We start from the raw sequence: 24,614 nt of genomic DNA on the forward strand, positions 1-24,614 counted from the left end.
CCACACCGAGGGACCAGATTCGCCAATGGCTGCAGCCGAGAATGCACAAGTGATTCCCGTGACTGCCCGGACCGAGTACCTGACCAGCCGGCAGCGCCTGTCTGGGATCACCGCCGGCGCGATGCTGGGATCCGGTTTGATCGCCCTGGTCGGACTCAACTACGCCGGAGTCTCCGGACTCCTCACCGCCACCGTCGTGGCGGTGCTGGTCACCCTCGGACTGGGCGCGGTGGCCTACGGACGGATGAGTGTGCCCGGCGCGGTATTGGTCACCGTCGCCGGCGACACCGTCTATCTCGGCGACGAGAACCACGAAATCGTCAGCTACCCGCTGTCGTCGCTGGTCTCGGTGGGACAGGGCGGCCCGGCCGAGCACACGGCAACCGACGGTCGGCGCCTGACGGTTCGTGGTCAGCACTACCTGACGCTGACCTTCGCCGCAGCCGACGGCCGTCACGATGAGTGGCGGATCGCAGCCGTCAGATCAGATCCGGCGGTGACCGAGATCGTGGAGCGGCTGGAGGCGGCGCTGCCGGCGGTTCAACCGACCGCACCGCCGGTGTCGGGTGCACGAATTGCCGACGCCGGAACCGACGAGGCCGCGAAACGGTTGTGGGCCGAAGCTGCCCGGCGCCACGACGACATTCTCGGCGCCTACGGCGCGTACGAACTGGACCCGGCGATGCTGTTGCGCTACCCCGCCATCACCGATGTCACCGTCGAGCCCACGCAAACGTTCCACCTCGCACTCGATGAGGCCCAGGCTCTACGCACCGAGGCTTATCCGGGCAACCGGGGCTTGGCCGACGCCTACCAGCAAGCGGTAGTGACACTGCGCCGCGCCTGGATCGCGTGCGAATCGCACGGCATGAAGGTGGGCACGTCCTATCTCGAACCGGCCGACCGGACCGAAATGGACACCGCGCTCAAGCTCTACAACCACGCCGCCTCGAGCACCACACCGGCCGAACAGGCCACCTACTACGGGCGGGTGCGCGAGATCGTCACAAAACTCGTCGATCGCGGCGTCCTACACCCGCCGAAAGGCCAACTGGCACAGCTGGAAGGCGTCACCCGCCGCGCGATCGAGGCAGCCCGGACCAGCTGACCGCTTCAGGTGGCACCCGGCGCGAGGAACTCTCCGGAGACCGAGTACGTGCCGGTCGCGGCGTCCACCCCGGCGAGTTCGATCCGAATCGCCAACCGGGACGGATCGATCTCCCGGTCCGTCATCCAGATGTGCACGGCCTCACGTTCGTACGGTTCCAGCGCGCCACGCTGCATCGCCTGTGCGCGAACGGATTCGAAGACATCCGGCGCGATGTCGCCGAAAGCGAAGGTCTGCCTGCCCGCGTTGTACGACTCGTCGGTGACCTCGGGCAACTCCCCCGGCACGATGATGATCTGGCCGGACCGCTCCCCGGTCTGGAACTCGAGCAGCACACCGCCGTTGGTTTGGAGTTCACTGGCATGGGCGATCGGGGTCGCCCGATGAGTGCCACGGATCTCGAAGTTCGTCAGCACCCGGTCTGACGGCGCTATCCCGGCCGACGCCAGCGCATCCCGCGCCTTGTGGAACGACACGGCAAAATCTGCCGGGTCGAAGATCTCACCGACGGTGCCGTCCGGAAGCGCGTTGATCGTCTTGCTGGCGAAGGTGCCGCTGAGGATCACCGGCGCGCCGGGAGCCAACCGTTTGATCTCCAGGGTGTCGAGTTTCCGCCTGCCGGAATCGAGTTGGCGGGATATCTTGTCGACGATGGCGATCAGGTCGGTGGCGGCGATGTCCGACGCGGAGAAGGTGCTGTCCTTGCGCAGCACTTGCGCCGACGGCGTGGTGAACGCGTCCCCGCCGTTGTTGACGTAGACGATCGTGGTGTCGCCGTTGGTCGGGTCGAGCACCGTGCCGTAATCGGACCCGCTGCCGGTGAACCGGAGACTGAGCAGGTTGTTGGCCGCCGCGGGGCCGAACTGTTCGGTGATCGCCCGGATCATGCCGTCGCGGCGGGCGTTGAGGTTCATGTCCTTGGACGTGGGCGCGGTCTCGGCTCGCGGCGCGGGTGATGCGGGCCGGTCGAATGAGATATGCCAGGCGTCGCCGACACCGAACAGCACGGTCAGCGTCACCAGGATGGTGATGGCCGGGGAGATCAGCGCCCACCGGCCGGGGTGGTCATCGAACCGGGGTGTGCGCGTCACGTCACGCCGAGGTAATCCGTTGGGCGCCAACGTGGTCGACGGGTTATCAGCCAGGGCACGGAAGTCTGCCTGCGACATCGAGGCGATCCAGCGCGCCTGGTACTCGGTGTCGTGCGGCGGGCTGACTGTCGCACTCACCAACGTCGGCTGCATTTCGTCGTCGGTGAAACTGCTGCGGGTCAGCGCCTCGACCCGCACCGGCACCGAATGCGGGACCGACGCGTTCTCGAAGACCTCAAGTTCGGAGAGGCGTGAGGCCCGCGGCACCATCGCCACACCGACCACGATCAGCGGGACCGAGACCAACAGCGCCAGCCACCACGCGTTGTAGGCACCCACGCCGATACCGAGCGCGATGATGACGCCGGCCGCGCCGGCCTGGCCGACACGTAGCGCCGCGCGGTTCATCGAGCGTCCTCTCTGCACACCGGTTTTGCGCGATCATAGTGAGCACCGCCGCGAGGCGCCCGCGCGTGGCTTACCGCACCTTCGCGATGATCGACTCGGCGAATCGTTCGATGGGGCCGCGGAATCGGTTCGGCCCGGAGGCAGCGGCTGAATCCGCGGGTTCCGTTACGGCCCACGGCGCGCACATCACCGCGGTGATGCCGAGATCCTCGGCCCGCTTGTACAGATCCGGCGACGGTGGGTCCAGCAAGGCCAAGATGATCTCGAACGGCTCGTGCTCCCGGCCGTATTCACGGCGCAGCTCGGCCAGCCGGCTGGTGTACCGGGTCGCCTGTTCCAGGGTGTAGGCGTAGCCGATCCATCCGTCGCAGGCCCGCGCCGCCCGCCGCAGCGCCGCCTCGGATTCGCCACCGCACAGGATCGGCACCGGCGCCGGCGGATGAGGTTCGATCGTCATCTCGGGAACCTGGTAGTAACGCCCCTCGAACGACACCCAACCGCCGCGCCACAGCTCACGCAGCGCCGGGATCATCTCGTCGAGCCGCCGACCACGGGTGTCGAAGTCCTGGCCCATCAGTTCGAATTCCTCGCGCATCCACCCGACGCCGACGCCGAGGGACACCCGACCGTTCGAGATCACCGCTGCCGTCGCGACCTGCTTGGCGACCTCGAGCAGTGGGCGGGCCGGCGCCACATACACGGCGTTGGAAAACCGTAGCCGTCGCGTGAGGGCTGCCATCGCACCGATCAGGACCCAGGAGTCGGGCCAGGCGGTCTCCGGTGCCCACGGTGGCGTGCCGCTCGGTGAATCCGGGTAGTGCGAGGACAGTTCGCGCGGATAGATCATGTGATCCGAGCAGACCATGCCGTGGTATCCGGCCTCGTCGAGCAACGGTGCCACCACCAGTGCATCGGCGGTGTCCATGAACGCCGTGCCACTCCAGAACTGCATCTACCAACCCTTCTCTGTATCCGTATCGGGAAACTGTCCGTACCAGCGCAAGATCTGCCGTTCGGCGCGGCTGAGCAGGCGGCCGAGGGACCGCAGCCTGAATTGAGCGCCGGGGGTCGGCATACGACGCAGCGTCGTATGCCAGAATGTCGGCAAGCCAGCCTGAAGCCAGTTCGATCCTGAGGAGCAACCCGTGGCCAGCACCGAGGTGGAGCGACACAACGGCGTCGACGTCGAGGACGTGCCGTCCGCAGCATGGGGCTGGTCCCATCTGAACATCAGGGTGATCCACATCGGCGGCCTGCTGTCGGCGGCCTTCTTGCTGGTGATGATGCGCGGAAACCACGTCGGACGTGTCGAGGACTGGTTCCTCATCTCGTTCGCGGTCCTCATCGTGTTGGCCGTCGCTCGCGACTGGTGGCTGCGCCGCCGCGGCTGGATTCGCTAGGCGCATCCCTGCGCGTCGGCTCTACAAACGGGCCGGCACATCGATGGCGGTATCGGTCGCGCGCATCGAGCGGATCAGCCCTTCCTGCGTGAACGAGGCCAAGAGGTCGCCGTCTTCGGTGTGTACCTGACCGCGGACATATGACATTCCCTGGCCGGCCGCGGTGCTGTCGTGGCTGTAGAGCAACCAGTCGTCCCATGCCACCGTGTCATGGAAGACAACCGTTGCCGACATCAGCGCCGTCGACAACGTCGCATGCGCCTGCGCGGTACCCACCCCGCGATGGGGCCGCATCGTGGTCGAGATGCCGAGTTGCCCGGTGAAATACGCCAACAGCGCCTTGGCCAGATCGTCGCGCGCCGGGATCGGGTCATAGCGCAGCCAGGCATGCAGTTCGGGCGGGCCCACTTCGCCGGGACTGTTGACGTCGACGATGTCGACCAGGCGCAACTCGTGGCCGTCCATGGCCGGTGTCCCCGGATAGGCATCGGCGGGGGTCTCGACGTCGGGCCGTAGCGCGTGGTGGTTGATCACCTCACCGCCAGGCACATCGGCCAGCACCGTTACCGTGGCGCACCGCCGTGAATCCTGCTGCACGGCCACCACGGCGGTGGCGGTCGAGCGGCCCTCGTGCACGACGCCGACCGACAGCTCGACGGTGGAGTCGATCACGACGGGCCTGGTGAAGACCGCATGTGCCGAACGAATCGTCTTGTTCGGGAATCGCTTTGCGGTTGCCACGATCACCTGACCCAGCGCTTGTGTGCCTTTGGCCACCTGCCGGCCATCGGTGCCGGCGGGTCCGGTCACGCCGACGAATCGATCGGGACCGGCCGGGGCCACGTCGAACACGTCGAGCAGACCGGCCACTGACGCCCGTCCCGCCATCAACACACGGGGACCAGATCAGAATCCAACAGGCCCGCGGACCGGCCATACCGGTACATGGTCTCGACTGCGCCGGTCGGCCGGGCATCGGACCCGAGCACCGCAGATGCGTGCGCCTTGAACGCCAACGCGGCCGCACTCGGCCGGTAGTTCACCCGGTGCACCTGACCGGTGAGGCCGTCGGGAGCTCGCCACCCGAAAAACACCGCGTCACCGAGATCGCGCATCGCGGCCGGTTCCAGACGGTCGACGCTGATCGCCGTCATCGTGACCGCTTCACCCTCATCTGCGTCTGTTAGCGAGAGCGCTTCGGGCTCAACGAGTTTCACACCGAGGATGCCCAACGCCCGCCGGTCGGCGGCAACGTCGGCGCCCTGGCCGACGGCCACGCCCACCCGCCAGCCCGCCATGGCCCGGTCGAACAACCATCCGCCGATGCCGGACACCACCGGGGCGACTTCTGCGGCCACCACGGTGAGCTCGTACCGCACGGCCCGCTCCGGCCACACCCGCCGCCGGGTGATCGGCACGGTGAGCGACCCGGCGGCGGGCGATTCGCCGACCGCGGGTACCTCGGACAACTGCACGGACATTTCTGGCTGTGGGGACATAAGGCATCCATTCCGGGTCCAGAGGCCTGATCGGCCGGTACGTCTCGAGGGTTGTTGCGGTGTCGTCCGCCTCATCCAACAGCGTGACATTCTCAAGATAATCTGTAAAGCTTCTATCTTGACGCGCCGATCGCCGCACCGGAGATGGTCGGGGCGTCCCCGCCCGCGCGCCGCGGCCAGCGGGTCGGCCAAAGTGGAGGTGGCGCAATGAGTCTCGTTGCCGGGCGTGGCCCATTGAGCACCCAACCGGCCGGTTGGTTTACTCCCCCGCTCGCGGGCGCCACCGTGTACATCGAGCCCCATCCGCGCCGTATCCAAGCCGTTCGCGGTGACATCGTCGTACTCGACACCGAGCACGCCCTGATGGTGCACCGCGCCGGCCACCCACTGAGCTATGCGTTTCGCAGCGACGAGGTCGGCGGCCTCCCCCACGAGCCGGTACTCGAGGCGCCGGGATACGTCTCGGTACCGTGGGATGCCGTCGACGCCTGGTTCGAAGAAGGCCGCAAGCTCGTGCACTATCCGCCCAACCCGTATCACCGGATCGATTGCCGGCCGACCCGGCGCAGCCTGCGGGTGACCGCTGCGGATACCGTCCTGGTCGACACCGACGAGACGGTGGTCGTCTTCGAAACTGCGCTGGAGCCCCGCCTCTACGTCGATCCGGCCCTGGTCCGCACCGACCTGTTGCAGCCCAGCCAGACGACGTCGTACTGCAACTACAAGGGCACCGCCCGCTACTGGTCGGCGGCGATCGGCGACAGCATCATCGCCGACGTGGCCTGGAGTTACCCCGACACCCCGCCGGAATCCCTGCCGATTCAGGGATTATTCAGCTTCGACCCGACGCGTGTGGACGTGCTCGCCGAGCTTCCCACCCCGGGCGATTCGGCAGCCTGCGGCTGCGATCTGTGACCGGCACAACCTTGAAACCAACCTTGAAACCAGAGGAGAGCGAACACCATTGGGCATCGTGACCACCAGCTCCGAGACAGCGTTCACCCAATCCGCCGAGGAGATCTACGATTTCGTCACCAACCCGGCGAACTGGGTCAAGACCTACCCGGGCAGTGCCCACATCGGCGGACTACCGGAACGATTGCCGTTGCAAGTCGGTGACACCTGGACCGAGGCCGGGCCGGACGGGACGCAGATCTACACCTGGCACCTGGCGATCGCGATGCGGCCACGCCTGTGGGTGTTCAACTCGGTGGGCCGGCTGGGACATGACCGAGATGGCAACGGCGGTATGGACGGCCGGATCACCGTGCAGTACCAGTTCACCCGGCCGGGCAACGACGTCACGCTCTTTGGCCGCACGATGACCATCGAGGCCTACAAGGACACCCCGCTGCCGGATGCGCTGTTCCGCGTGGTGAATCCGGCGAACATCGACAGGTATCACGCCGCGGTCGCACGGGAACTCGCGCTCAGATGAGTGGCGCGCCGCCCTCGAAGTCGTCGGACAGGGCCGCGGCCAGCTCCAGGATGCGACGCCGGTAGGCCGGCCGCAGCAGGTCGAACCGGATGTCGGTGCCCGCGGCGATGTGCTTGTCCCACGGCAGCACGACCACCCGGCCGGGAGCCACATGCTTTTGGAACTGGTGTACCAGGTCACCGGTATTCACGTTGGGTTTGCGCGGACCCACGTGATTGATGACGACACAGGAGCGGTTCAGCAGCTCCTGATGGCCGTTCTGCCGCAGCCAGTCCATGGTCACCGCCGCTTGGCGGGCTCCGTCGATGGAGGCACTGGCCACGATCACCGCGCCGGACACCGTTGCCAACACGCCGCGGGCCGCCGAGGCGAACATGTCGGCGGCGCAATCGGCAAGGACGAGGTTGTAGTGCTTGGAGACCGCGGCGGTGGCGGAGTTCCAGTCCACATCGTTGAATGCCCGGCCGGCCCGGCTGTATTCGTCACCGGCAAGCACTTCGAGCTTGGACTCGTTCATGCTCGTATAGGCGCGGACATCGTTGTAGCGCGAAAGGTCCTTGGCCGCCAGCAGATCGCTCACGGTCGCCGCGGACTGTCGCCCGGCCCGATCGGCCAGATTGCCGCCTGCCGGATCGGCGTCCACCGCCAGGATGCGGTCACCGCGCACCGCGCTGAGCACCGATCCCAGAGCCACGGTGACCGCGGTTTTACCGACGCCGCCCTTCAGCCCGAACACGCCGATCTGATAGGACTCTCGCGCTGTGCGGCGCACCCGGGCGTACAGATCGAGTTCGTAGAGTTCGTCGCGGGACAACCCGAGGTTGAGACGGGTCATGACATAGACCGCGCGTCGCCAGCCGCGACGGGGTTGCATCTTGACGGCCGAGCGCACGCCGACGCGAGCCAGGTTGTCGATCGCGCGCAGCTCGTCGGCGGCCGCCGCGGGAACCGGCTGCTCCAGGATCCAGTTACCGGCGGTCGGCGAGGCGTTGGCCGGCGGGGCGATGGGACGACGCGGGCTCACCGGCGGCAGCTTGGCCGTGATCTCGGATTCGCCGGGGACGGCGAAATTCGAGGTGAGGACGACCGGCGGGGTCGAAACCCGGGCATCGTCGGGCCGCGACCGGCCGTGGGGCAGCGCCGCCACCGGACCACCCAGCAGGGCGTCGAGCCCGCCGTAGTCCAACGTGCCCCGGGCGTGTTTGGGGTCTCTGGAGTACGTGAGCCGGTCGTCGTCGGCCGACATAGCCACCTCTCAATCGCTCACTTGCCCGCGGTTGCCCGTGCCTGTTCCCCGTGCCACAGACCTGCATTATTGCCCACAATATTGCCAATATTTGCCGACAACCACCGCCGAGCCGATGTCCGAGGCGGTCAGCTACCGGCTCAGCCGTGCAGGGCACGGCGCAATGCCGCGCCCTGCAGGGCGAAGAGTTGTTGGCTGACCTCCCACTCGGGAAGCAGCGAATCGAAGCCATGGCAGGTCCCGGCGAACAGGTGGAGTTCGGTGGCAACTTTCTGTTTCAGCAGGCTGCGGGCGTAGTCCAGCGCCTCGTCACGCAACGGATCGAGCTCCGAGCAGGTGATGAGGGCCGGCGCCACACGGGCCAGCGCGTCGGTCCGAGCCGGCACCGCCACCTCAGTGATGTCGCGACCACCCGAGTAGTGCCGCCACATCGCCACGGTGGCCGGACCATCGAACCCGGGGGTGTCGACGAACTCCTCCTTCGATCCGGTGCGCCGGTTGTCGAGCACCGGTTGGTGCAGGGCCTGGAACACCACCGGCGGTGCCGAGCCGGCCGCGGAGTGTTGGGCCAGCAACGCCGCCAGCGCGCCGCCGGCGCTGCTGCCGGCCACGGCGATCCGGTCGGCATCGATGTCAAGCTCGGCGGCCATCGTGGCAGCCCAGTTGAGCACCACCATGGCGTCGTCGAAACCGGCCGGGTACGGCGCTTCCGGAGCCAACCGGTAGTCCATCGCGATCACGGTGCAGCGGGCGCGTCGCGCCAACTCCACGCATTGGATCTGGTCGGTGTCGAGATTACCCAGGACGAAGGCGCCGGAGTGGCAGTAGATCACCGCAGGGGCGGGCGAGGGCCCAGCCCGGTAGATGCGCACGGCGATGGTGCGACGCCCGAGCGTGACCCGCCCCCCGATGATCTCCACCCCCGGGGCGTCCAACATCTGCGCCGCCTCACGGCGGCGTTGATCCAGCGACGCGCGCACCGCCCCCAACACGTCGGCAGACAGGTCGGTGCGCGCCTCGGCGAAGCCGCGCAGCGCAGGGTCGAGGCGCGCCCGCCAGGACACTGGTCAGCCGTCCGTTCGGTCGGCGCCCGCGGCGACCGCGTCCGGCCGGGCGACGGGCGGGTCGAAGGTGTAGTCGCCCGGACGGAACCGTCGCGTCATCGTCCAGAACGCCCGGGCGCTGCGCGGCCACTGCGTGACGACGCGTCCGCTGGGCGCCCGGAAATAGCTGCTGCACCGCGTGAGCCACACGGTGCCCTGCATCCAGCGGTCGACGTCGGAAAGGAACGCCGCCATTGCCTCGGGCCGTACCGCGACATATGACTTGCGTTTGCGCCGAAGGTGTTTGAGGGCCCGTACCACATAGCGAGCCTGAGCCTCCAGGATGAAGATGACGCTGTTCGACCCGACGTTGGTGTTGGGGCCGTAGAGCATGAAGAAGTTCGGGAATCCGGGCACCGTCATCCCCAGGTAGGCGAAAGCTCCGTCACGCCAAGTGTCGTGCAGCGACACCCCGTTTTCCCCAGTCACCTCGATCTGGCCCAGATAGTCGGCCGCGGCATAGCCGGTGGCGCACACCACCACATCGACGTCGAGTTCCCGGCCGTCCTCGGTGACCAGCGTTCTCGATCGCAGCGCCCGCGCCGGGCTTGATACCACCTCGACGTTCGGTCGGGTCAGGGTCTGGATGAAGTCCGGTGAGAAAACCAGACGCTTGCAGCCCAGCGGGTGGTCGGGGGTGAGCCGGGCCCGCAAATCCTCGTCGGCCACCGTCGATTCGAGGAGGTTCAGCGCGATCGCCTTGAACTCCTGGGTCTTGTCGCTGCCGTTCTCGATCACCGCGATGTTGGACTCACTGCGCAACCACAGCCGGGTCCGGTAGATCTTCTTGGCGAACGGGATGTGGGCGAACAGCCAGCGTTCCCGTTCGGTGTAGGGCCGGTCGGGTTTCGGCAGTACCCAGGTCGCCGAGCGTTGCACCGAATACACCTTCTCGGCGACCTTGGCCAGTTCTGGAACTACTTGGGAGGCAGTCGATCCGGTACCGAGCACGGCCACCTTGGCGCCGTCGAGCTCGACATCGTGATCCCAGTTGGCGGTGTGCATGAGGGTGCCGGTAAAGGGTTCCTCCTGGATCAGGTCCGGCTGCAACGGTTGGGTGAACAGCCCGATTGCCGACACCACGACGTCGAAGCGATGCTGCGCGCCGGTCGCAGTGGTCAGCAACCAGTTGCCGGCCTCGGCGTCCCATCGTGCCGCGACGATCTCGGTGTTCAGCTGCAGATGCGGGCCCAATCGGTACCGCTGGGCGCACCGCTCGAAATACTCGAGGATCTCCGGTTGCCCCGCCCACATCCGGCTCCAGTCGGCGTTGAGGTCGAACGAATACGAGTACAGGTGCGATTTCACGTCGCAGGCCAGACCCGGGTACGTGTTGATCCGCCAGGTGCCGCCGACGCCATCTTCGCGGTCGAAGATGGTGAAATCGTCGAAACCGGCTTTCTTCAGGAAGATTCCGAGCGCCAGGCCGCCGGGGCCGGCGCCGATGATTCCCACCGATGCAGAGTTGCCCATGCGTGTCATCCGATCTGCAGACATTGGCCGCCGTCGACGAGCAGCTCGGAACCGGTGATGAACGACGCTTGCTCCGACAGCAGGAACGCCACGGCGTCGGCGATCTCGGTGGGTGTGCCCAACCGGCCCAGGGTGGCCCGCTCGGCCAGCCGGGCCTGGGTCTTTTCGTCGAGCATCGGAGTCTCGACCGGCCCCGGGAACACGGCGTTGACCCGGATGCCGTCCCGGCTCAGCTCGGCGGCGGCCAGCTGGGTGAGCCCCCGCAGCGCCCATTTTGACGAGCCATAGGCGGCGTGGTTCGGGAACGGGCGGACCGCGCCGGTGCTGCAGGTGTTCACCACCGCGGCCCCTTCCGCCTGCCGCAGCGGTTCAAGGGCGGCCTGCAGCCCCAGGAACGGGCCGAGGCAGTTGACCCGCCAGGATCCCTCGAATCCTTGCGGGGTTTCCTCGGCGATCGAGGCCCGGTGCAGCACACCGGCGTTGTTGACCAGTGCGTTGAGCCCTCCGAACTGTTTCATCGTTGCCTGCACCGCGGCCTGCCATTGTTCGGCCGAGGTGACGTCGAGCGTCACGGCCAGCACACGATCACCGAATTCGGTTGTGCCAGCCGCCAGTTCGTCGAACAGCAGATCGGCCGCGGTCACCCGGTAGCCGTCGGCCACCAGGCGTGCCACGATGGCTGCACCTTGGCCCCGGGCGGCGCCGGTCACCAGGGCCACCCGACCGGTTGCGCTCACTGATATCCCCTTTGGATCGATTCGTCGTGGTTCTGTCCGATGGCTTCCTGCAGGTGCTCGGTGGCACCGCGGCGCAGGGCCTGCGACTCCGAGGCCAGGGTGATCATCTGGAACCCCAGGCCGGCCATCGCTTTTCCGAGTCTTCCCGCCCCGGCATGAATCCCGGTGACCAACCCGGCCGCGTGGGCGGCGTCCTTGATCGCGACCATCGATGCTCGTACGTCCGGGTGGGTCCAGGCGTCGGCGAGCTGGTAGCCCATCGAGATGGCCAGATCTGCCGGTCCGACGTACACGCCCGTGAGGCCGGGAACGGCGCAGATCTCCTCGACGGCGGCCAGGCCGGCTGCCGTCTCGATCATCGCGAACACACTCACCCGCGATTCCAGTTCGTCGGCGTCCAACCCCATGCTGGCGCGCAACGGCCCGAAGCTGCGTACCCCGGCCGGAGCGAATCTGGTGGCCGCGACCGCCGCCGCGGCCTGCTCGGCCGATTCCACCATGGCGATGATCACCGCATCGGCACCGGCGTCGAGTACCCGGCCGATCGGTGCGGCATCGGCCGACGGCAACCGCACCGCCGTGGCAATCGGCACATGCTCCAACCTGCGCAGCAACAGCGCCACGTCGGCGTCGTCGAGATAGCCGTGCTGGACGTCGAATCCGACGTAGTGGTAGCCCGCGGCCGCGAACTCCTCGGGGCCGATGATCGTCGGTCCGACCACCCAGCCGCCCCAGACCTGGGCGTTGGCCGCGAGTGCGTCCTGCAGTCGGCTCGGGATCATCGGGTGATCGCAATCTTGACGCGTTCGGGCATGGGGCGGCTGGCGAATTCGAATGCGGCCGGTACCTCGTCGACGCCGAAGGTGTGGGTCACGTAGCGGGGCAACAGATCCGGATGCTCGCGGGCGAACGCGTCGGCGCGACGTAACACGCGCTGACGGTCCAGCGTGACACCGGATTTCAGGGTCAGGTTGTTCCGCAACATGGTGCGCATGCTGATCGGGTAACTGTCGTCGTCGGGTACGCCGAAGTAGAACACCGTGCCGCCGAACGCGGCGGCCTCCAGCGCGTGGTTGAGGGTGGCGACCTGATGCCCGACGGCCTCGATGACGATGTCCGGTTTGCCGTCGGCGCCCAGATGCCTGACCCAGCGGTCACTGGTGGCACGGACCATGTCGTCGACCCCGAACCGCGGGCCGATCGTGGTGCGGTCCACCGGGTCCACGCCGGTGACCCGGGCGGCCCCCAAAGCCTTTGCCACATAGGAGAACAACAGACCGATCGACCCCTGCCCGATGACCGCGACGTGACGGCCGGTGACATCGGGCAACTGCTCCATGGCGTAGAGCACGCAGGCCAGCGGCTGCAGCCCCACCGCGAGCTCGGGGGCGAGCGCGGGGTCGTAGGTCACCAGCCCGGCACCGTCGGTGATTACGCGGCCCATCAGACCGTCGAAACCCGAGGCCCAGCCCACCACCCGCTCCCCCGCCCGATGATCGGGATGGCGGCTGGCCAGCACCTCGCCGACGATCTCGTGGATCGGGAAGCCGTTCATCTCCGCCGCGCAGGGACCGGTGTCACCCGGAAGCTTGCCCTGGGTGCCCTTGAATCCGGGCAGGTCGCTCCCGCAGATCCCGGCGGCCAGGAAGTCGAGCAGCACCTGGCCGTCGGACAGGGATTCCGGTGTGGGCTCGGCGATGTCGGATCGTTCGAACGTGAACGGTGCCACGAGGCGGTAACACCACATGTCACACCTCCACGGGAATGTTGTTCCAGCCCCACTGAAAACTCGACGGCGGGCGGGACGCCGCGGCCTCGTCGATGTGGTACTCGGGCACGCGTTTGAGGAACTCCTGGATCATGATGGTGATCTCCAACCGGGCCACGTGCACTCCCAGGCAGAAATGCTGGCCGTGCCCGAACGACAACAGCCGTTCGATCGGCCGGTTCCATACGAACTCATCCGGATTGTCATATTCCCGTTCGTCGCGGGCGGCCGAGGCCAGCAGCGTGATGATGCGCTGCCCGGGATTGATGGTCGTGCCGTGGACGGTGTACGGCCGCCGTACGGTCCGTGCGAACCACTGCGCCGGGGCGCTGTGCCGGATGATCTCCTCGCGCGCGATCGGCACGTTGCCGTCGAGATCGGCTCGCACCGCAACCAATTGGTCGGGGTGGCGCAACAGCTGCCACAGCCCGGTCGCGGTGATCTTCGGGACGGTTTCGGTGCCGCCGATGAACACACCCAGCATCTGCACGGCGGCTTCCATGTCCCCGAAGGCCGACCCGTCGGGCAGGCGGAAGTCGATCAGGGCGTCGGCGATCGGCACACTGCCGTCGGCACCCTCGGCACGACGACGTTCGATGATCGGGGTGAGATACGACAGATAGCCGGGCCGGGCGTTGCCCACCTCGACCCCTTCACCCGGTTGCGCGAGGCTGCCGGCATTGACGGTGGCCAGTACCTCTGGCGCCAGATCGGCTGGTAATCCGACGAAATCGCAGACCATCGCGGCCGCGACGATGCCACCATAATCCTGGGTGAGGTCGAACGTGCCACGCGGCAGCAACTCGTCGAGCCGCTCGTTGGCCAGCGTTCTGATCCGGTCAGCCAACTTGGGTACGGTCCTGATCCGGAACTGGGCGGACGTGCATTTGCGCACGTTCTCGTAGAGCGGCGAGTCGAAGTTTGCGTGAAAGGGCATGGGGTGCAACGGCGGATCGGGCACCGGGCCGTCGTTGTGGTGTGCCAAGACGTTCGCCGCCGGCAGGGTGCCCTCGGAGGCGACGAAGGTTCCGTCGTTGACGCCGAGCATGTTCCAGATGTCCTCGAACCGGGACAGCGCGTAGGTGTCCCACTTGTCGATGTAATACACCGGGTACTCGTCGCGCAGAATCCGGTAGTACGGCAACGGATTGGCCATCACGTCCGGATCGAAGGGATCGTAGGTGAACCCCTGCAGCACAGGTTGATTCATCGCATACCTACTTCAGCGGCGAGGGTGGCAGCGCCGAGAGGATCGAATCCTCCCAGCCGTCACGCAGGGCGGGCGCGACACTCATCCAGGTCACGATCTCCGCGGGCGGATTCCCCTTCCACGACGGATAGTGGTTCTCGAAGCAGTCCCAGTCGTCGTCGAGCGCCCAATAGTGGATCACCTCGTTGAACCGGAACGTGGTGATGAACGACCCCAGCCAGCGTTTGCCGGTGCTCTCCGACCACGGCACATACAACCGTTCCAGTTCGCGGATGTAGTCGTCCTGACGCCCCGGCTTGGTCTCCATGATCTCCTGGATCACCAGTCCGGCACCGAACTTCGCATCCTGAAGCTGGGCGAGTGTGCGGTTGTACTTGCCGGCGTACATGATTCGGCCCTCGCCGCGGGCTCCGAGCTCGGACAGGTATGCCGCCCACTGCAGTGCGGGCTTCTCGTGACTGCCTCCGGCGGCTTGGGCCTTGCCGATGCGGGCATAGTCGGCGAAAGCGTCGATCTCCCAGATGATCGTCACCTGCGGCCAGTGCCCGTTGTACGGCGTGGTTTCCCAGATCGCGAACAGCCGGGCACCCAGCTCCTCCATCATCGGCTGATAGACCTCACCGAATGTCTGGGTGAACTGATCTGTCCGGCCCGAACCGAGATCGATGGTCTCGTGCAGATACAGCAGCGTGTGGCCGTAGAACTTCTTCATCTACCGCGCTCCGGTGGTTGACAGTGACACCCTGCGAGCGTGACACTTGGGGCGTGTTTTGTAAAGGCACGAGGATATGACGGCGGGAACCGAAGAGGCCGGGACAACCGAACTCGCACATGGCTTCTGTTTCGGTGAGGGCCCACGCTGGTTCGAAGGCCTGCTGTGGTTCTCCGACATGCTGGGCGAGGCCGTGCACACGGTCACCCTGTCGGGGGCCATGACCACCCTGCCCGTCCCCGGACATTCCCCGTCCGGTTTGGGTTTTCGGCCGGACGGCTCGCTGCTGATCGTTTCTACCCGAGGCCGCCAGGTGCTGCGCTACGACGGCGACACCGTGGAACTGTTGGTGGATCTCAGCGATCTCGTTCCCGCCGACCTCGGTGACATGGTTCTGGACGAACACGGTCGGGCGTACGTCGGGTCGCAGGCGCGTTCCCACGGCGTGATCGTGCGCGTCGACCCCGACGGCACGGCGAGCGTGGTCGCCGACAACCTTGACTTCCCCAACGGCATGGTCATCACCCCGGACGGCACCACCTTGATCGTCGCCGAATCCACCGCCCGACGGCTCAGCGCCTTCACGATCCGCCCCGACGGCAGCCTCACCGATCGGCGCGTGTTCATCGAGGGGCTCGACGGCCCACCCGACGGGCTCGCCGTCGACGCCGAGGGCGGCGTGTGGGCGGCATTGACATTGGCGCACGGGTTCCAGCGCATCGCGCCCGACGGCTCGACGGTCACCGACCGCATCGATGCCGACGGACGCACCGCAATCGCCTGTGCCCTCGGCGGTGTCGAGGGGCGCACGCTGTTTCTGGTCACCACCACCGACGCCTACCCGGAACGGCTCGTCGGCACCAAGCTCTCGCGGGTCGACACCGTGACGGTCGACATTCCCGCACCCGGCGATCACGACACCCATCACCATCACCACTGAACGGTAGACATGTCTGACTCTTACTACGAGCTGATCGACGCGAACGATCCGCTCGGCGAGAAGTTTCGCGCCACCGACATGGCGCGCGGCACCTGGTCGGCCTCGATCCAGCACGGCGCGCCGGTGTCGGCGCTGTTGGTGCGCGCGCTGGAACGCTGTGTGCACCGCGACGACACGCGGTTGAGTCGGGTGGCCATCGACCTGATGGGCGGTGTGCCGTCCGAAGGTGACCTGTGGGTGCGGGCCCAACTGGAACGGCCCGGCAAGCAGATCGAGCTCGTCAACGCCGAGATGCTGGCGCTCGGGCCCGACGGAGAACCCCGGGTGGTGGCGCGCGCCGGCGGGTGGCGGATGCTGCAACTGGACACCACCGCCGTCGCGCATACGGGCGTCGAGCCGCTACCTCCGTTGGAGCAGGCCCGTAGCCGCGACATGGCCAAGAACTGGGAGCCCAACTATGTGCACAGCGTGGACTGGCGCTGGCTGACGGTGCCCCAGGCGCCCGGCCCGGGCGAGTCGTGGCTCAAGCCGACGGTCGATGTGGTCAAGGGTGAACCGATGACGCCGTTGCAGCGGCTGTTCGCGGTCGCCGACGACGCCAACGGCATCGGGTCGAAGATCGACATCCGCAAGTGGACGTTCCTCAACACCGATCTGGTGGTGCACATCCATCGCATGCCCGACGGGGAGTGGATCGGCATCCGCGCCGACACCCACTACGGACCTGACGGCATCGGCACCACGGTGGGCACGTTGTTCGACGAGTCCGGGGCGGTGGGCGCGATCCAGCAGGCGGTGCTGGTCCGGCCCCGCCCACCCAAGCGTTCTTAGCGCGAGCAGACGCAAACCCGTACCTTTTCACTCGCAGATGTACGGGTTTGCGTCTGTTCGGCGAAGAACTGAGGGGGTCAGGTCGGCCACGCTCGCCACACCCATCAGCGTCAAAGTCGAACGGATCTCGGCGGCCAGGATGTCGAGCACCGCACTGACCCCGGCCCCGCCGGCCACGGCCAGGCCGTAGATGTAGGGCCGGCCGATCATCACCGCGTCCGCGCCGAGGGCCAACGCGGTGACCACGTCGGTGCCACAGCGCACACCGCTGTCCAGTAGCACCGTGGCGCGGTCGCCGACAGCCTCGGCAATGTCGGGCAACGCGTCGATCGAGGCGACCACCCCATTGAGTTGGCGCCCACCATGATTGGACACCACCACCCCGGTGGCGCCCACCTCGTCGACTGCACGTATCGCGTCGTCGGGCTCCAACACACCCTTGACCACGAAGGGTCCGTCCCAACGCTCGCGGAGTGCACCCACGTCGCGCCAGCTCAGGTCCGGCCGCATCCGGCGGCTCTGGATGCTGACCGATTCCACGGCACCCTTGGCGCCCGTGATGTGGGTGAGGCTGCGCATCGTCATCCGTTGATGACGCAGCAGCCCGTACCACCAGGCCGGCCGGATCGCGGCGTCGGCGATCCGGCGCGGGGTGAGGATCGGTGGATGCCCCATCCCGATGCGCCGCTCACCGGTCCGGTTGCCCTGCGCCGGGACGTCGACGGTCACCACCAGGGTGCGGTATCCGGCGTCACGGGCCCGGCTGAGCATGGAATCCGAGAACGGGCCGTCGCCCCAGGGGTAGAGCTGGAACCAGTGATCGGCCGAGGTGCCCGCGGCGACCTCCTCGATGGAGTACGACGACGCCGTGGACAGGGTGAGCCGGGTCCCGGCCTGTTCGGCGGCCCGGGCCGCGGCCAGCTCACCCGAGTAGTGCGCCAGGCCGGTGAGTCCGGTGGGCGCCAGCAGCACCGGCAGGTCGAGTCGTTGCCCGTCGATCGTCACGCCCAGATCGGCATCGGCGTGCCCGGACAGAACCCGTTGGCGCAGCTGCCATTTGGCGAAGGAGGCACGGTTGGCCCGCATCGTGCGCTCGTCCTCTGCCCCGCCGTCCAGGTAGGCCCACACCATGACGGGCAGGGCCCGGCGTGCCGCGGTCCGGTAGTCCTCGATGCTGACCAGTGGCGTCGGGGTTCGCAGCCGGTACTGGAATGCCGGGCTCATTTGATCGCGATGGGCGTGACGGGGGACCCGACGGCGTTGCTGATGTGCAGCGGTGGCGCGACGAACAGGAAGCTCCACACGCCGTCGTCAGCGCAGTCGGCACTCAATGCGTCAAGGTCGAGGATCTCGGCCAGCGGCATGCCCATGTCGCGGATCAAGATGCAGTGCAGCGGCAGGGTCTCCCCTGTCTCACTGGGGATCACCTCGATGGCCCAGTTGTCGCTGCCCACCGCCGCGACACCGCGGTCGTGTAGCCAGCGGGCGCACTCGATGCCCAGGCCCGGCTCGGCGGACATCCAGCCGTCGCGGCCCTGCGCCAACAGGCGGGCCCGCCACCCGGTCCGCACGAGCAGGAAGTCGGCCTCCCCGACGGTCACACCCTGTGCCGCTTCTGCGGCCTCCAAATCGGCCGGGGTGATCGCGGTGCCCGGTTCCAGCCAATCCACCCCACGCAACCGGGCGATGTCGAGCAGCACCCCGCGACCGACGATCCGGTCGGTGAAGGCGTCGACGGCCAGCTGTCGGGCACCCGCGCGGGCCCCTACCTCGTCGGCGGAGTGTCCGTTGTAGAGCTTGCCGTCGTAACCGACATGCGACAACGCATCCCACTGAGTGCCGGATTGCAGCGGCATGATGATCCAGTCGTCAGCCACCTGCAGCCCGTGCGACTCGAAGTCGCTGTGCTGCATCGACATCAGGTGCACCGGGTTGTTCCGGCCGCCGACACCGCTCTGCGGTCCGTCTTTGCCCACCGGGATACTCAGCTGAAATACCTTGCCCGAACGGACTTCACCGGCCGCGGCCTGCACGTGGCGCGGCTCGACGAGGTTGAGGGTGCCGATCTGGTCGTCGGGCCCCCAGCGGCCCCAGTTGGACAGTTCGCGGCCGCGATCCTTGAAACTCACGCTTTACAGAGTTGCACAAAATTGTCAACATGGCAGCTATGGTCGCCGCCCATTATCCGCTGCTGTCGTTCGACACGACCGATCCGGCGTTCGTCGCCGATCCGTGGGCGCGCTACCGCGAGATCAGGGAGCTCGGCGGGGTGGTCTTCAACGAGCGGATCAACCGCTGGATGGTCAGCGAGTTCGACCTGGTCAAGCAGATCCTCAGCGCACCATCGCGGTTCGGCTCAGAGCGCGGCCAGGTCGAGCACGCAGCGGTGTTCGGCGGACCGACGATGGAGTTCTACGACGGCCCCCACCACGACCGGATCAGGTCCATTTGGTCGGGCGATTTCCGGCCGAGGACGTTGGCGCGGCTGCGCCCGGTGATCACCGAGATCGTGCGGGCCCGGTTGGCGCCGGTGGCCGCGAGGCTGCGCGACGGGGAAACCGTCGAGATCGTCACGGAGCTCACCCGGGGCATCCCGACCGAGGTGATCGCCCACATGCTCGGCGTGGAGCCGGAGATGGTCGACCAGTTCACCGCGTGGAGCGACGCGATGGGCGCCTCCGCCGAGGGTTACAGCATGCCGGGTGCGCACGGTGCCGAGTTGATCGCGGCCGGGAAACACGCCACGGCCCAACTGAATTCCTACATTCGCGAGCAGTTACCGGTTCGGGGCTGTCCGGCCGAGGGCAGTTGGGATCTGATCGGGACGATGGTCGCCCATGAATACGCGTGTGAGCACATGACCGAGCAGGAGATCGTCGCGAGCAATACCCAGTTGGTGTTCGCCGGCAACGAGACCACCGCCAAGCTGCTCGCCCAGATCGTGGCGACACTGGCCATACATCCCGACCAGCGCCGAATCCTGCAGTCAGACCGCAGCGTGGCCCTCGACGCGGTGGAAGAGGTACATCGCCTGGAAACCGTGTCGCACTCGATCTTTCGCGACGTCGTCGGCGACGACGTAACGCTGAACATTGGCGGCTCGGCCGCCGTGGGTGACGTCGCGGTGGCCGACGGTGAGCGCATCACCCTGCTGCTGGGAGCGGCGAACCGAGACCCGCGACGCTGGGAGCGCCCCGACGACTTCGATATCACCCGGCGCAAGCTGTCCCACCTTGGGTTCGCCTTCGGCCTGCACAGTTGCCTCGGAATGAACCTGGCCCGGCTGGAGGCGCAGATCTTCCTCGAGGAACTGATCGACACCGTGGGTGACTGGCAACTGGCCAGCCCGCTGGACTACGGCACCAACTACACCGTGCGCGGGCCGAGCCGAGTGTTGGTGGCCGCCGCCTGATTCGCAACAAACACGAGTAGCGCACTACTCACGACACCGACGCCGAGCAGCGAGATGCTGCCGAGATGACACCAGACGGCCGGCGAATCGAGCAGCGCCGTAGGTGGCATGCCGGGGCGCTCGTACTCGCGTCGACATGCGGGCTGTTGCTGGCAACGATGTTGAGTAACCCCGCATTCGCCGATCCGAGCCCGTCGTCCTCGACGTCGGAACCAACGACTTCGATGAGCCCAACCGAGTCGCCGACGCCCACCCCGGAGACGCCGACGCCCACCCCGGAGACGTCGGCGAGCGTCACCCCCACCACGACCGAAACCTCGACGGAGCGCCGAACAACGGCGCATATGAGCCTCACGCTCGACCGCGACGAGGGCTACCCGGCAACGCATTTCACGGGCACTCTGACGGGTGTCAGTGCATGCGCGAACGCGCGCGCACACCAGGAGAACATTCGGTCGTCACGGACGGAATTGTTCCAGTGGGATGGCGCGTCTCTGCCGCCTGACGGTGGAACCGCGGGTGTACATACGGACCCTGCCACCGACAGTGCCGCGATCGACTTCACCGTGCCCACGACAGCTGAGCCCGGTGCGCACGAGGTGGCAGTGGCCTGCCCGAGCGGGCGGGTCACTGCCCAATTCACGGTGCTGGCACCCACCCTCGTAATCGAACCCGAGCAGGGTTACGCGGGATCGTCGTTCGACGCGACGGTGAGCGGATTCGACACGTGCACCCCCGCTGACATGTCATTCCGATGGGACGACCAGGAGCTGACGTCAAGCGAGCCAGGCGGCGACGGCAGATTTTCGTTCACGGTACCGGAGAATGCAAAGGCCACCTCGCACTCCGTGACCGCATCCTGCGGACACAACACGGCGCCGGCCACTTTCACGGTGCTCGCAGCGTCGAAACCCACGCTTACTCTCACACCGGGACACGGAGAACCCGGCGACGTCGTGACTGCCGCGGGCACCGGATTCGGCTGCGACGGCGATGTCGAACTGCACTGGGACGACACACTGTTGGCTGAAGGTCTGCCGGGCGCGTTCACGTCGTCGTTCACGGTTCCGCCGGCACAGAGGTCGTTCGTCCACACTGTGACAGCGTCGTGTCGCCCCGACTCGAGCATCAAGGACACGCAGACCTTCACGGCGACGAGCATGCCCACACCCATACCCGAGCAGCCCGAGCAGCCCGAGCCGACATTGACGCTCCAGCCCACGAGCGGCCGCACCGATGACGAGGTCCTGGCCACCGGTGAGGGGTTCCCGTGCGCAAACCACTCCGGACCCGTCGATCTGGCCTGGGACGACGGCCCGACACTGACCGCCGTATCACTCGACCGATCAGGGCATTTCACCACGCCCCTCCTGGTGCCGGCCAAGACCGATGGCGGCCGGGTGACATTGCGCGCGACATGTTCGGACGGAGTCGTACTGGCCGCCGACTTCACGGTCTTGAGCAGCCCTCCGCCGCCTCCGATCCCGCCCAAACCCGATTATCAGTGGGTGCTGTGGCTGTTCCTCGGCGTCATCGCTCTCGCGGTCCTCGCCCGCACCTTTCGTCAGCGTTGGCGCGTCAAGCCGCCGCCCCTTCCGCAGATATATGCCGTCGGACGTGCCGATGCCGCCCCGACTGTCATCGCACGGGAGACACCTGACCACGGGGAAACGACACACACCCTGCGAATGAACACGCACGCAGATCTCGGCACACAAACCGTCAGAGAGGTGGACGATGATTACTACCACACGCACTGAGACGCCCATCGGGAACGCAACCGTGCGCGATCTCCTGTTCGGTGATGCAACCCGATCATCCACCAGCGTGCTGGAGGAATCTCTGCACGAACATCGCACGGTGCGAGCCCTGGTCCCTCCCATGCATGCCGCCGAGGCGGAGCGTCAAATAGCCGCTGCCACAGACGGACTACTGTCATTGAACCTGGCCGATGTGGCGGCCGAGGGCTGGAAGAAGTACGCCGCCCTCAATAAGGCGGCGCGCAGCACCCTCGACAACCCTTCGACCACCGAAGTGGTCACGCTGGTGACCCACAAAATCGAGTCGAGCCACCACCCCACTGTCGACGTGACCCTGGACGGCACACCGCTCGCCACCATCAATATCGATCTGCAACTCTGCTTCACCATGGCGGCGGTGAGCGCTGTGATTCAACGCGGCCGCCTGATGGAGATTCGGACGGGAACGTGCACCGTCACCGGTTCGCTGACGGTACAGCGGATCTCAGTAGCCAAGAAGGAACGCAAATTCGCCCTCCCCGGCGCGATCAGATTGCCCGAGGGGATCCCCCTGCTCGGCCTCGACGCGCGTCGTGTCCCGGCCTAGGCGATGTGTGCGGGCACCCGCTTGATGCCGTGTACGAAGCTGCTGTACAGCAGTTCGGGCTCACCGAATTCGACGGTCTTGAGCCGAGTCAGCAACTCGCGGAACAGGTGGCGCAACTCGGTCTTGGCCAGTTGGTTGCCCAGGCAGAAGTGCGGACCGCCACCGCCGAACCCGATCTGCGGGTTGGGCGAACGGCTCAGGTCGAACCGCTGCGGGTCGGTGAACACCGATTCGTCCCGGTTGGCCGAGCAGTAGAACAGCCCCACCTTGTCGCCGGCGTTGATCTGCTGACCGGCCACCTCGACATCCTGGGTGGCGTGCCGGGCGAACTGGATGACCGGGGTCGCCCACCGCACGAACTCCTCGGTGGCCAATCCGATCCGGTTGTCGAAATCCTCTAGCAGCCAATCCTTTTGGTCGGGGTTGGCTGCCAGCGCCATCATCGCGTGGGTGGTGGTCTGCTTGGTGGTGTCGTTTCCGGCCGAGGCCAGCAGGATCAGGAAGGCCCCGATCTCCTCGTCACTGAGGCGGTGTCCGTCGACCTCGGCGTTGACGATGCTGGTCATCAGATCATCACCAGGGTTGGCCCGCCGGAACTTGGCCAGCTCAATTCCGGTGTTCGAGATCAACATGATCTCGTTGATGGTCGCCATGGCCCGCTCTTCGAGCGACGAGTATTCGTCATCGCTCATGCTGAACAGCTTCTCGGCGGCCTTGGCCAGCGCCGGCTGATCCGCAGTGGGCACGCCCAGCATGTCCGAGATCGTCCGCATCGGCAGCTGCGCCGAACAGGCCTCGACGAAATCGACGTCGCCCGCGCCGATCAGCTCGTCGACGATGGACACGGCGTTGCGGTGAATCTGCTCTTCGATCTTCCGCACGTTGCGCGGGGTGAACGCCGAGCTGATCAAACGTCGATACGTGGTGTGCTCCGGCGGATCCATCATCAGGAAAAACGTGGCGAACTTCTGCACGTCGGCCGGCATCGGATCGAGCGCGACGCCCTGGGTGGAGGTGAACAGCTCAGGATGCTGACTGACGAACTGGATGTCGGCCCGGCGCGTCACCGCCCAGAAGCCGGGCTCTTCGACATCGAACAGAGACGACAGCGGCTGATGCCAGCTCAGACCCTCGCCGGCACGCAGCTGCGCGAACGTCTCGTCACGCTCGGCGAACGGCCGGCTCCAGAAATCGTGCGATGTGATGTCGAACGGGCTGTATTCGCGTGCCTGCGGCGAGCTGGCAACTGTCACGGGGGTTCCCTCCTGCACGGGCGTCCGACGACTGTGTCGCGCCACGAATTAGCGTGACAGTTCGCCGATAGTTTGTAAAGCTGGGTGCATGGCGGAGAAATCGTCCATCGACGACGAGAGCACCACCCGTGGGCGCATCCTGGCCGCCACCGCCGAAGTACTCGGCGCCAATGGAATGACCAAGCTCAGCCTGTCCGAGGTGGCGTCGCATGCCGGGGTGTCGCGGCCCACGCTCTACCGATGGTTTGCCTCCAAACAAGAACTGCTCGACGCATTCGTGGTGTGGGAACGCAAGTTCTACGAACGCTCCGTGGCCGAGGCCGCCGCCGATCTGCCCGAAGATGAGCACCTGGATGCGGCGTTGCGCACCGTCGTCGAGTATCAGCAGTCCTACCCGGGGCTGCGGATGGTCGACATCGAGCCCGAACACGTCATCAGGCGGCTCGCTCAGGTGATCCCGCTGATGCGGGAACGGCTGCAACGGCTGACAACCGGATCCGATGCCGACATCGCTGCGGCCACCGCGGTGCGGGTGGCGGTCAGCCATTATCTGGTGCGCAGCGACGACGCCGACGACTTCCTCGCGCAACTGCGCCATGCCGCCCGGGTGAAACATCCACAATGACCAGGGCCTTATTT

26 protein-coding genes are annotated in these 24,614 nt (G+C 66.7%); 10 read left to right on the top strand and 16 right to left on the bottom strand.

Annotated features, from left to right (window positions below; all coding sequences use genetic code 11):
- Positions 1 to 196: 196 nt before the first annotated feature.
- On the top strand, positions 197 to 1,108 hold the full coding sequence (locus A5699_RS23700; RefSeq protein ID WP_157561428.1) for a hypothetical protein: 912 nt from the start codon (positions 197 to 199) through the stop codon (positions 1,106 to 1,108).
- 5 nt (positions 1,109 to 1,113) lie between these two features.
- On the opposite strand, the gene A5699_RS23705 is transcribed toward A5699_RS23700, so the two are convergent.
- Both A5699_RS23705 and A5699_RS23710 read right to left on the bottom strand, forming a co-directional pair.
- Complete coding sequence (locus A5699_RS23705) at positions 1,114 to 2,607, bottom strand: hypothetical protein (protein WP_197508376.1); 1,494 nt, start codon at positions 2,605 to 2,607, stop codon at positions 1,114 to 1,116.
- 70 nt (positions 2,608 to 2,677) lie between these two features.
- A complete protein-coding gene (locus tag A5699_RS23710) occupies positions 2,678 to 3,559 on the bottom strand; it encodes a TIGR03619 family F420-dependent LLM class oxidoreductase (RefSeq protein WP_067774780.1) in 882 nt (293 codons plus the stop codon).
- A gap of 193 nt (positions 3,560 to 3,752) precedes the next feature.
- On the opposite strand from A5699_RS23710, the gene A5699_RS23715 reads away from it, so the two are divergent.
- Entirely contained in the window at positions 3,753 to 4,007 is a 255-nt protein-coding gene (locus tag A5699_RS23715) for a DUF2631 domain-containing protein (RefSeq protein WP_067774782.1), read from the top strand.
- Between the two features lie 21 nt (positions 4,008 to 4,028).
- Here A5699_RS23715 and A5699_RS23720 read toward each other — a convergent pair whose 3' ends face one another.
- Together A5699_RS23720 and A5699_RS23725 are read right to left on the bottom strand one after the other, a co-directional pair.
- Positions 4,029 to 4,895, bottom strand: coding sequence for an acyl-CoA thioesterase II (locus A5699_RS23720; protein WP_067774785.1), 867 nt, complete (start codon positions 4,893 to 4,895; stop codon positions 4,029 to 4,031).
- Positions 4,895 to 5,506, bottom strand: coding sequence for a hypothetical protein (locus A5699_RS23725; protein WP_231965813.1), 612 nt, complete (start codon positions 5,504 to 5,506; stop codon positions 4,895 to 4,897). The genes A5699_RS23720 and A5699_RS23725 overlap by 1 nt, the downstream gene beginning before the upstream one ends.
- Positions 5,507 to 5,713: 207 nt before the next feature.
- On the opposite strand from A5699_RS23725, the gene A5699_RS23730 reads away from it, so the two are divergent.
- Together A5699_RS23730 and A5699_RS23735 are read left to right on the top strand one after the other, a co-directional pair.
- Positions 5,714 to 6,421, top strand: a complete 708-nt coding sequence (locus tag A5699_RS23730) for a DUF427 domain-containing protein (protein ID WP_067774788.1) — start codon at positions 5,714 to 5,716, stop codon at positions 6,419 to 6,421.
- Between the two features lie 49 nt (positions 6,422 to 6,470).
- Positions 6,471 to 6,944 carry a polyketide cyclase gene (locus tag A5699_RS23735; protein ID WP_067774789.1) on the top strand — a complete coding sequence of 158 codons (474 nt, stop codon included), beginning with the start codon at positions 6,471 to 6,473 and terminating at the stop codon, positions 6,942 to 6,944.
- Here A5699_RS23735 and A5699_RS23740 read toward each other — a convergent pair.
- The 8 genes from A5699_RS23740 to A5699_RS23775 all read right to left on the bottom strand — a co-directional run bounded on the left by A5699_RS23740 (position 6,937) and on the right by A5699_RS23775 (position 15,193).
- Positions 6,937 to 8,190, bottom strand: coding sequence for a MinD/ParA family protein (locus A5699_RS23740; protein ID WP_082957850.1), 1,254 nt, complete (start codon positions 8,188 to 8,190; stop codon positions 6,937 to 6,939). The two genes, A5699_RS23735 and A5699_RS23740, sit on opposite strands and share 8 nt — an antisense overlap.
- A 140-nt stretch (positions 8,191 to 8,330) precedes the next feature.
- On the bottom strand, positions 8,331 to 9,254 hold the full coding sequence (locus tag A5699_RS23745; protein WP_067774792.1) for an alpha/beta hydrolase: 924 nt from the start codon (positions 9,252 to 9,254) through the stop codon (positions 8,331 to 8,333).
- A gap of 3 nt (positions 9,255 to 9,257) precedes the next feature.
- The gene (locus A5699_RS23750; RefSeq protein WP_067774794.1) at positions 9,258 to 10,790 is read right to left on the bottom strand and encodes an NAD(P)/FAD-dependent oxidoreductase; all 1,533 of its coding nucleotides are present in this window, start codon (positions 10,788 to 10,790) and stop codon (positions 9,258 to 9,260) included.
- Positions 10,772 to 11,509: an SDR family NAD(P)-dependent oxidoreductase gene (locus A5699_RS23755; RefSeq protein WP_369806762.1), complete on the bottom strand. Its 738-nt coding sequence runs from the start codon at positions 11,507 to 11,509 to the stop codon at positions 10,772 to 10,774. The genes A5699_RS23750 and A5699_RS23755 overlap by 19 nt, the downstream gene beginning before the upstream one ends.
- Positions 11,500 to 12,285: an HpcH/HpaI aldolase/citrate lyase family protein gene (locus tag A5699_RS23760; RefSeq protein WP_067774800.1), complete on the bottom strand. Its 786-nt coding sequence runs from the start codon at positions 12,283 to 12,285 to the stop codon at positions 11,500 to 11,502. The genes A5699_RS23755 and A5699_RS23760 overlap by 10 nt, the downstream gene beginning before the upstream one ends.
- The gene (locus A5699_RS23765) at positions 12,282 to 13,250 is read right to left on the bottom strand and encodes a zinc-binding dehydrogenase (protein ID WP_067774804.1); all 969 of its coding nucleotides are present in this window, start codon (positions 13,248 to 13,250) and stop codon (positions 12,282 to 12,284) included. The genes A5699_RS23760 and A5699_RS23765 overlap by 4 nt, the downstream gene beginning before the upstream one ends.
- Before the next feature lies 1 nt (position 13,251).
- Complete coding sequence (locus A5699_RS23770; protein ID WP_067774807.1) at positions 13,252 to 14,481, bottom strand: cytochrome P450; 1,230 nt, start codon at positions 14,479 to 14,481, stop codon at positions 13,252 to 13,254.
- A gap of 7 nt (positions 14,482 to 14,488) precedes the next feature.
- Positions 14,489 to 15,193 carry an NIPSNAP family protein gene (locus A5699_RS23775; RefSeq protein WP_067774810.1) on the bottom strand — a complete coding sequence of 235 codons (705 nt, stop codon included), beginning with the start codon at positions 15,191 to 15,193 and terminating at the stop codon, positions 14,489 to 14,491.
- A 76-nt stretch (positions 15,194 to 15,269) separates the two neighbouring features.
- On the opposite strand from A5699_RS23775, the gene A5699_RS23780 reads away from it, so the two are divergent.
- Together A5699_RS23780 and A5699_RS23785 are read left to right on the top strand one after the other, a co-directional pair.
- Positions 15,270 to 16,133, top strand: a complete 864-nt coding sequence (locus A5699_RS23780) for an SMP-30/gluconolactonase/LRE family protein (protein ID WP_067774813.1) — start codon at positions 15,270 to 15,272, stop codon at positions 16,131 to 16,133.
- A gap of 9 nt (positions 16,134 to 16,142) precedes the next feature.
- The gene (locus A5699_RS23785; RefSeq protein WP_067774816.1) at positions 16,143 to 16,964 is read left to right on the top strand and encodes a thioesterase family protein; all 822 of its coding nucleotides are present in this window, start codon (positions 16,143 to 16,145) and stop codon (positions 16,962 to 16,964) included.
- 27 nt (positions 16,965 to 16,991) lie between these two features.
- Here the strand turns inward: A5699_RS23785 and A5699_RS23790 are convergent, their stop codons facing one another.
- Complete coding sequence (locus tag A5699_RS23790; protein WP_067774819.1) at positions 16,992 to 18,188, bottom strand: alpha-hydroxy acid oxidase; 1,197 nt, start codon at positions 18,186 to 18,188, stop codon at positions 16,992 to 16,994.
- Positions 18,185 to 19,093, bottom strand: a complete 909-nt coding sequence (locus A5699_RS23795) for a cyclase family protein (protein ID WP_067774822.1) — start codon at positions 19,091 to 19,093, stop codon at positions 18,185 to 18,187. Before A5699_RS23795 ends, A5699_RS23790 begins: the two co-directional genes overlap by 4 nt.
- Before the next feature lie 29 nt (positions 19,094 to 19,122).
- Between A5699_RS23795 and A5699_RS23800 the strand changes: the two genes are divergently transcribed.
- A complete protein-coding gene (locus A5699_RS23800) occupies positions 19,123 to 20,376 on the top strand; it encodes a cytochrome P450 (RefSeq protein ID WP_082957851.1) in 1,254 nt (417 codons plus the stop codon).
- A 28-nt stretch (positions 20,377 to 20,404) separates the two neighbouring features.
- On the opposite strand, the gene A5699_RS23805 is transcribed toward A5699_RS23800, so the two are convergent.
- Positions 20,405 to 20,683, bottom strand: a complete 279-nt coding sequence (locus tag A5699_RS23805; protein WP_157561423.1) for a hypothetical protein — start codon at positions 20,681 to 20,683, stop codon at positions 20,405 to 20,407.
- 37 nt (positions 20,684 to 20,720) lie between these two features.
- Here A5699_RS23805 and A5699_RS23810 point away from each other — a divergent pair, with 37 nt between their 5' ends.
- Positions 20,721 to 22,136: a hypothetical protein gene (locus A5699_RS23810; RefSeq protein ID WP_067774831.1), complete on the top strand. Its 1,416-nt coding sequence runs from the start codon at positions 20,721 to 20,723 to the stop codon at positions 22,134 to 22,136.
- A gap of 22 nt (positions 22,137 to 22,158) precedes the next feature.
- Positions 22,159 to 22,722: a hypothetical protein gene (locus A5699_RS23815; protein WP_067774834.1), complete on the top strand. Its 564-nt coding sequence runs from the start codon at positions 22,159 to 22,161 to the stop codon at positions 22,720 to 22,722.
- Here A5699_RS23815 and A5699_RS23820 read toward each other — a convergent pair.
- Positions 22,719 to 23,975 carry a cytochrome P450 gene (locus tag A5699_RS23820; protein WP_067774837.1) on the bottom strand — a complete coding sequence of 419 codons (1,257 nt, stop codon included), beginning with the start codon at positions 23,973 to 23,975 and terminating at the stop codon, positions 22,719 to 22,721. The genes A5699_RS23815 and A5699_RS23820 overlap by 4 nt on opposite strands.
- 88 nt (positions 23,976 to 24,063) lie before the next feature.
- Here A5699_RS23820 and A5699_RS23825 point away from each other — a divergent pair, with 88 nt between their 5' ends.
- Entirely contained in the window at positions 24,064 to 24,600 is a 537-nt protein-coding gene (locus tag A5699_RS23825) for a TetR/AcrR family transcriptional regulator (protein ID WP_067774840.1), read from the top strand.
- The last annotated feature ends 14 nt before the right edge of the window (positions 24,601 to 24,614 follow it).

It is taken from the genome of Mycobacterium sp. E802 (assembly GCF_001666875.1).
GTDB lineage: Bacteria > Actinomycetota > Actinomycetes > Mycobacteriales > Mycobacteriaceae > Mycobacterium.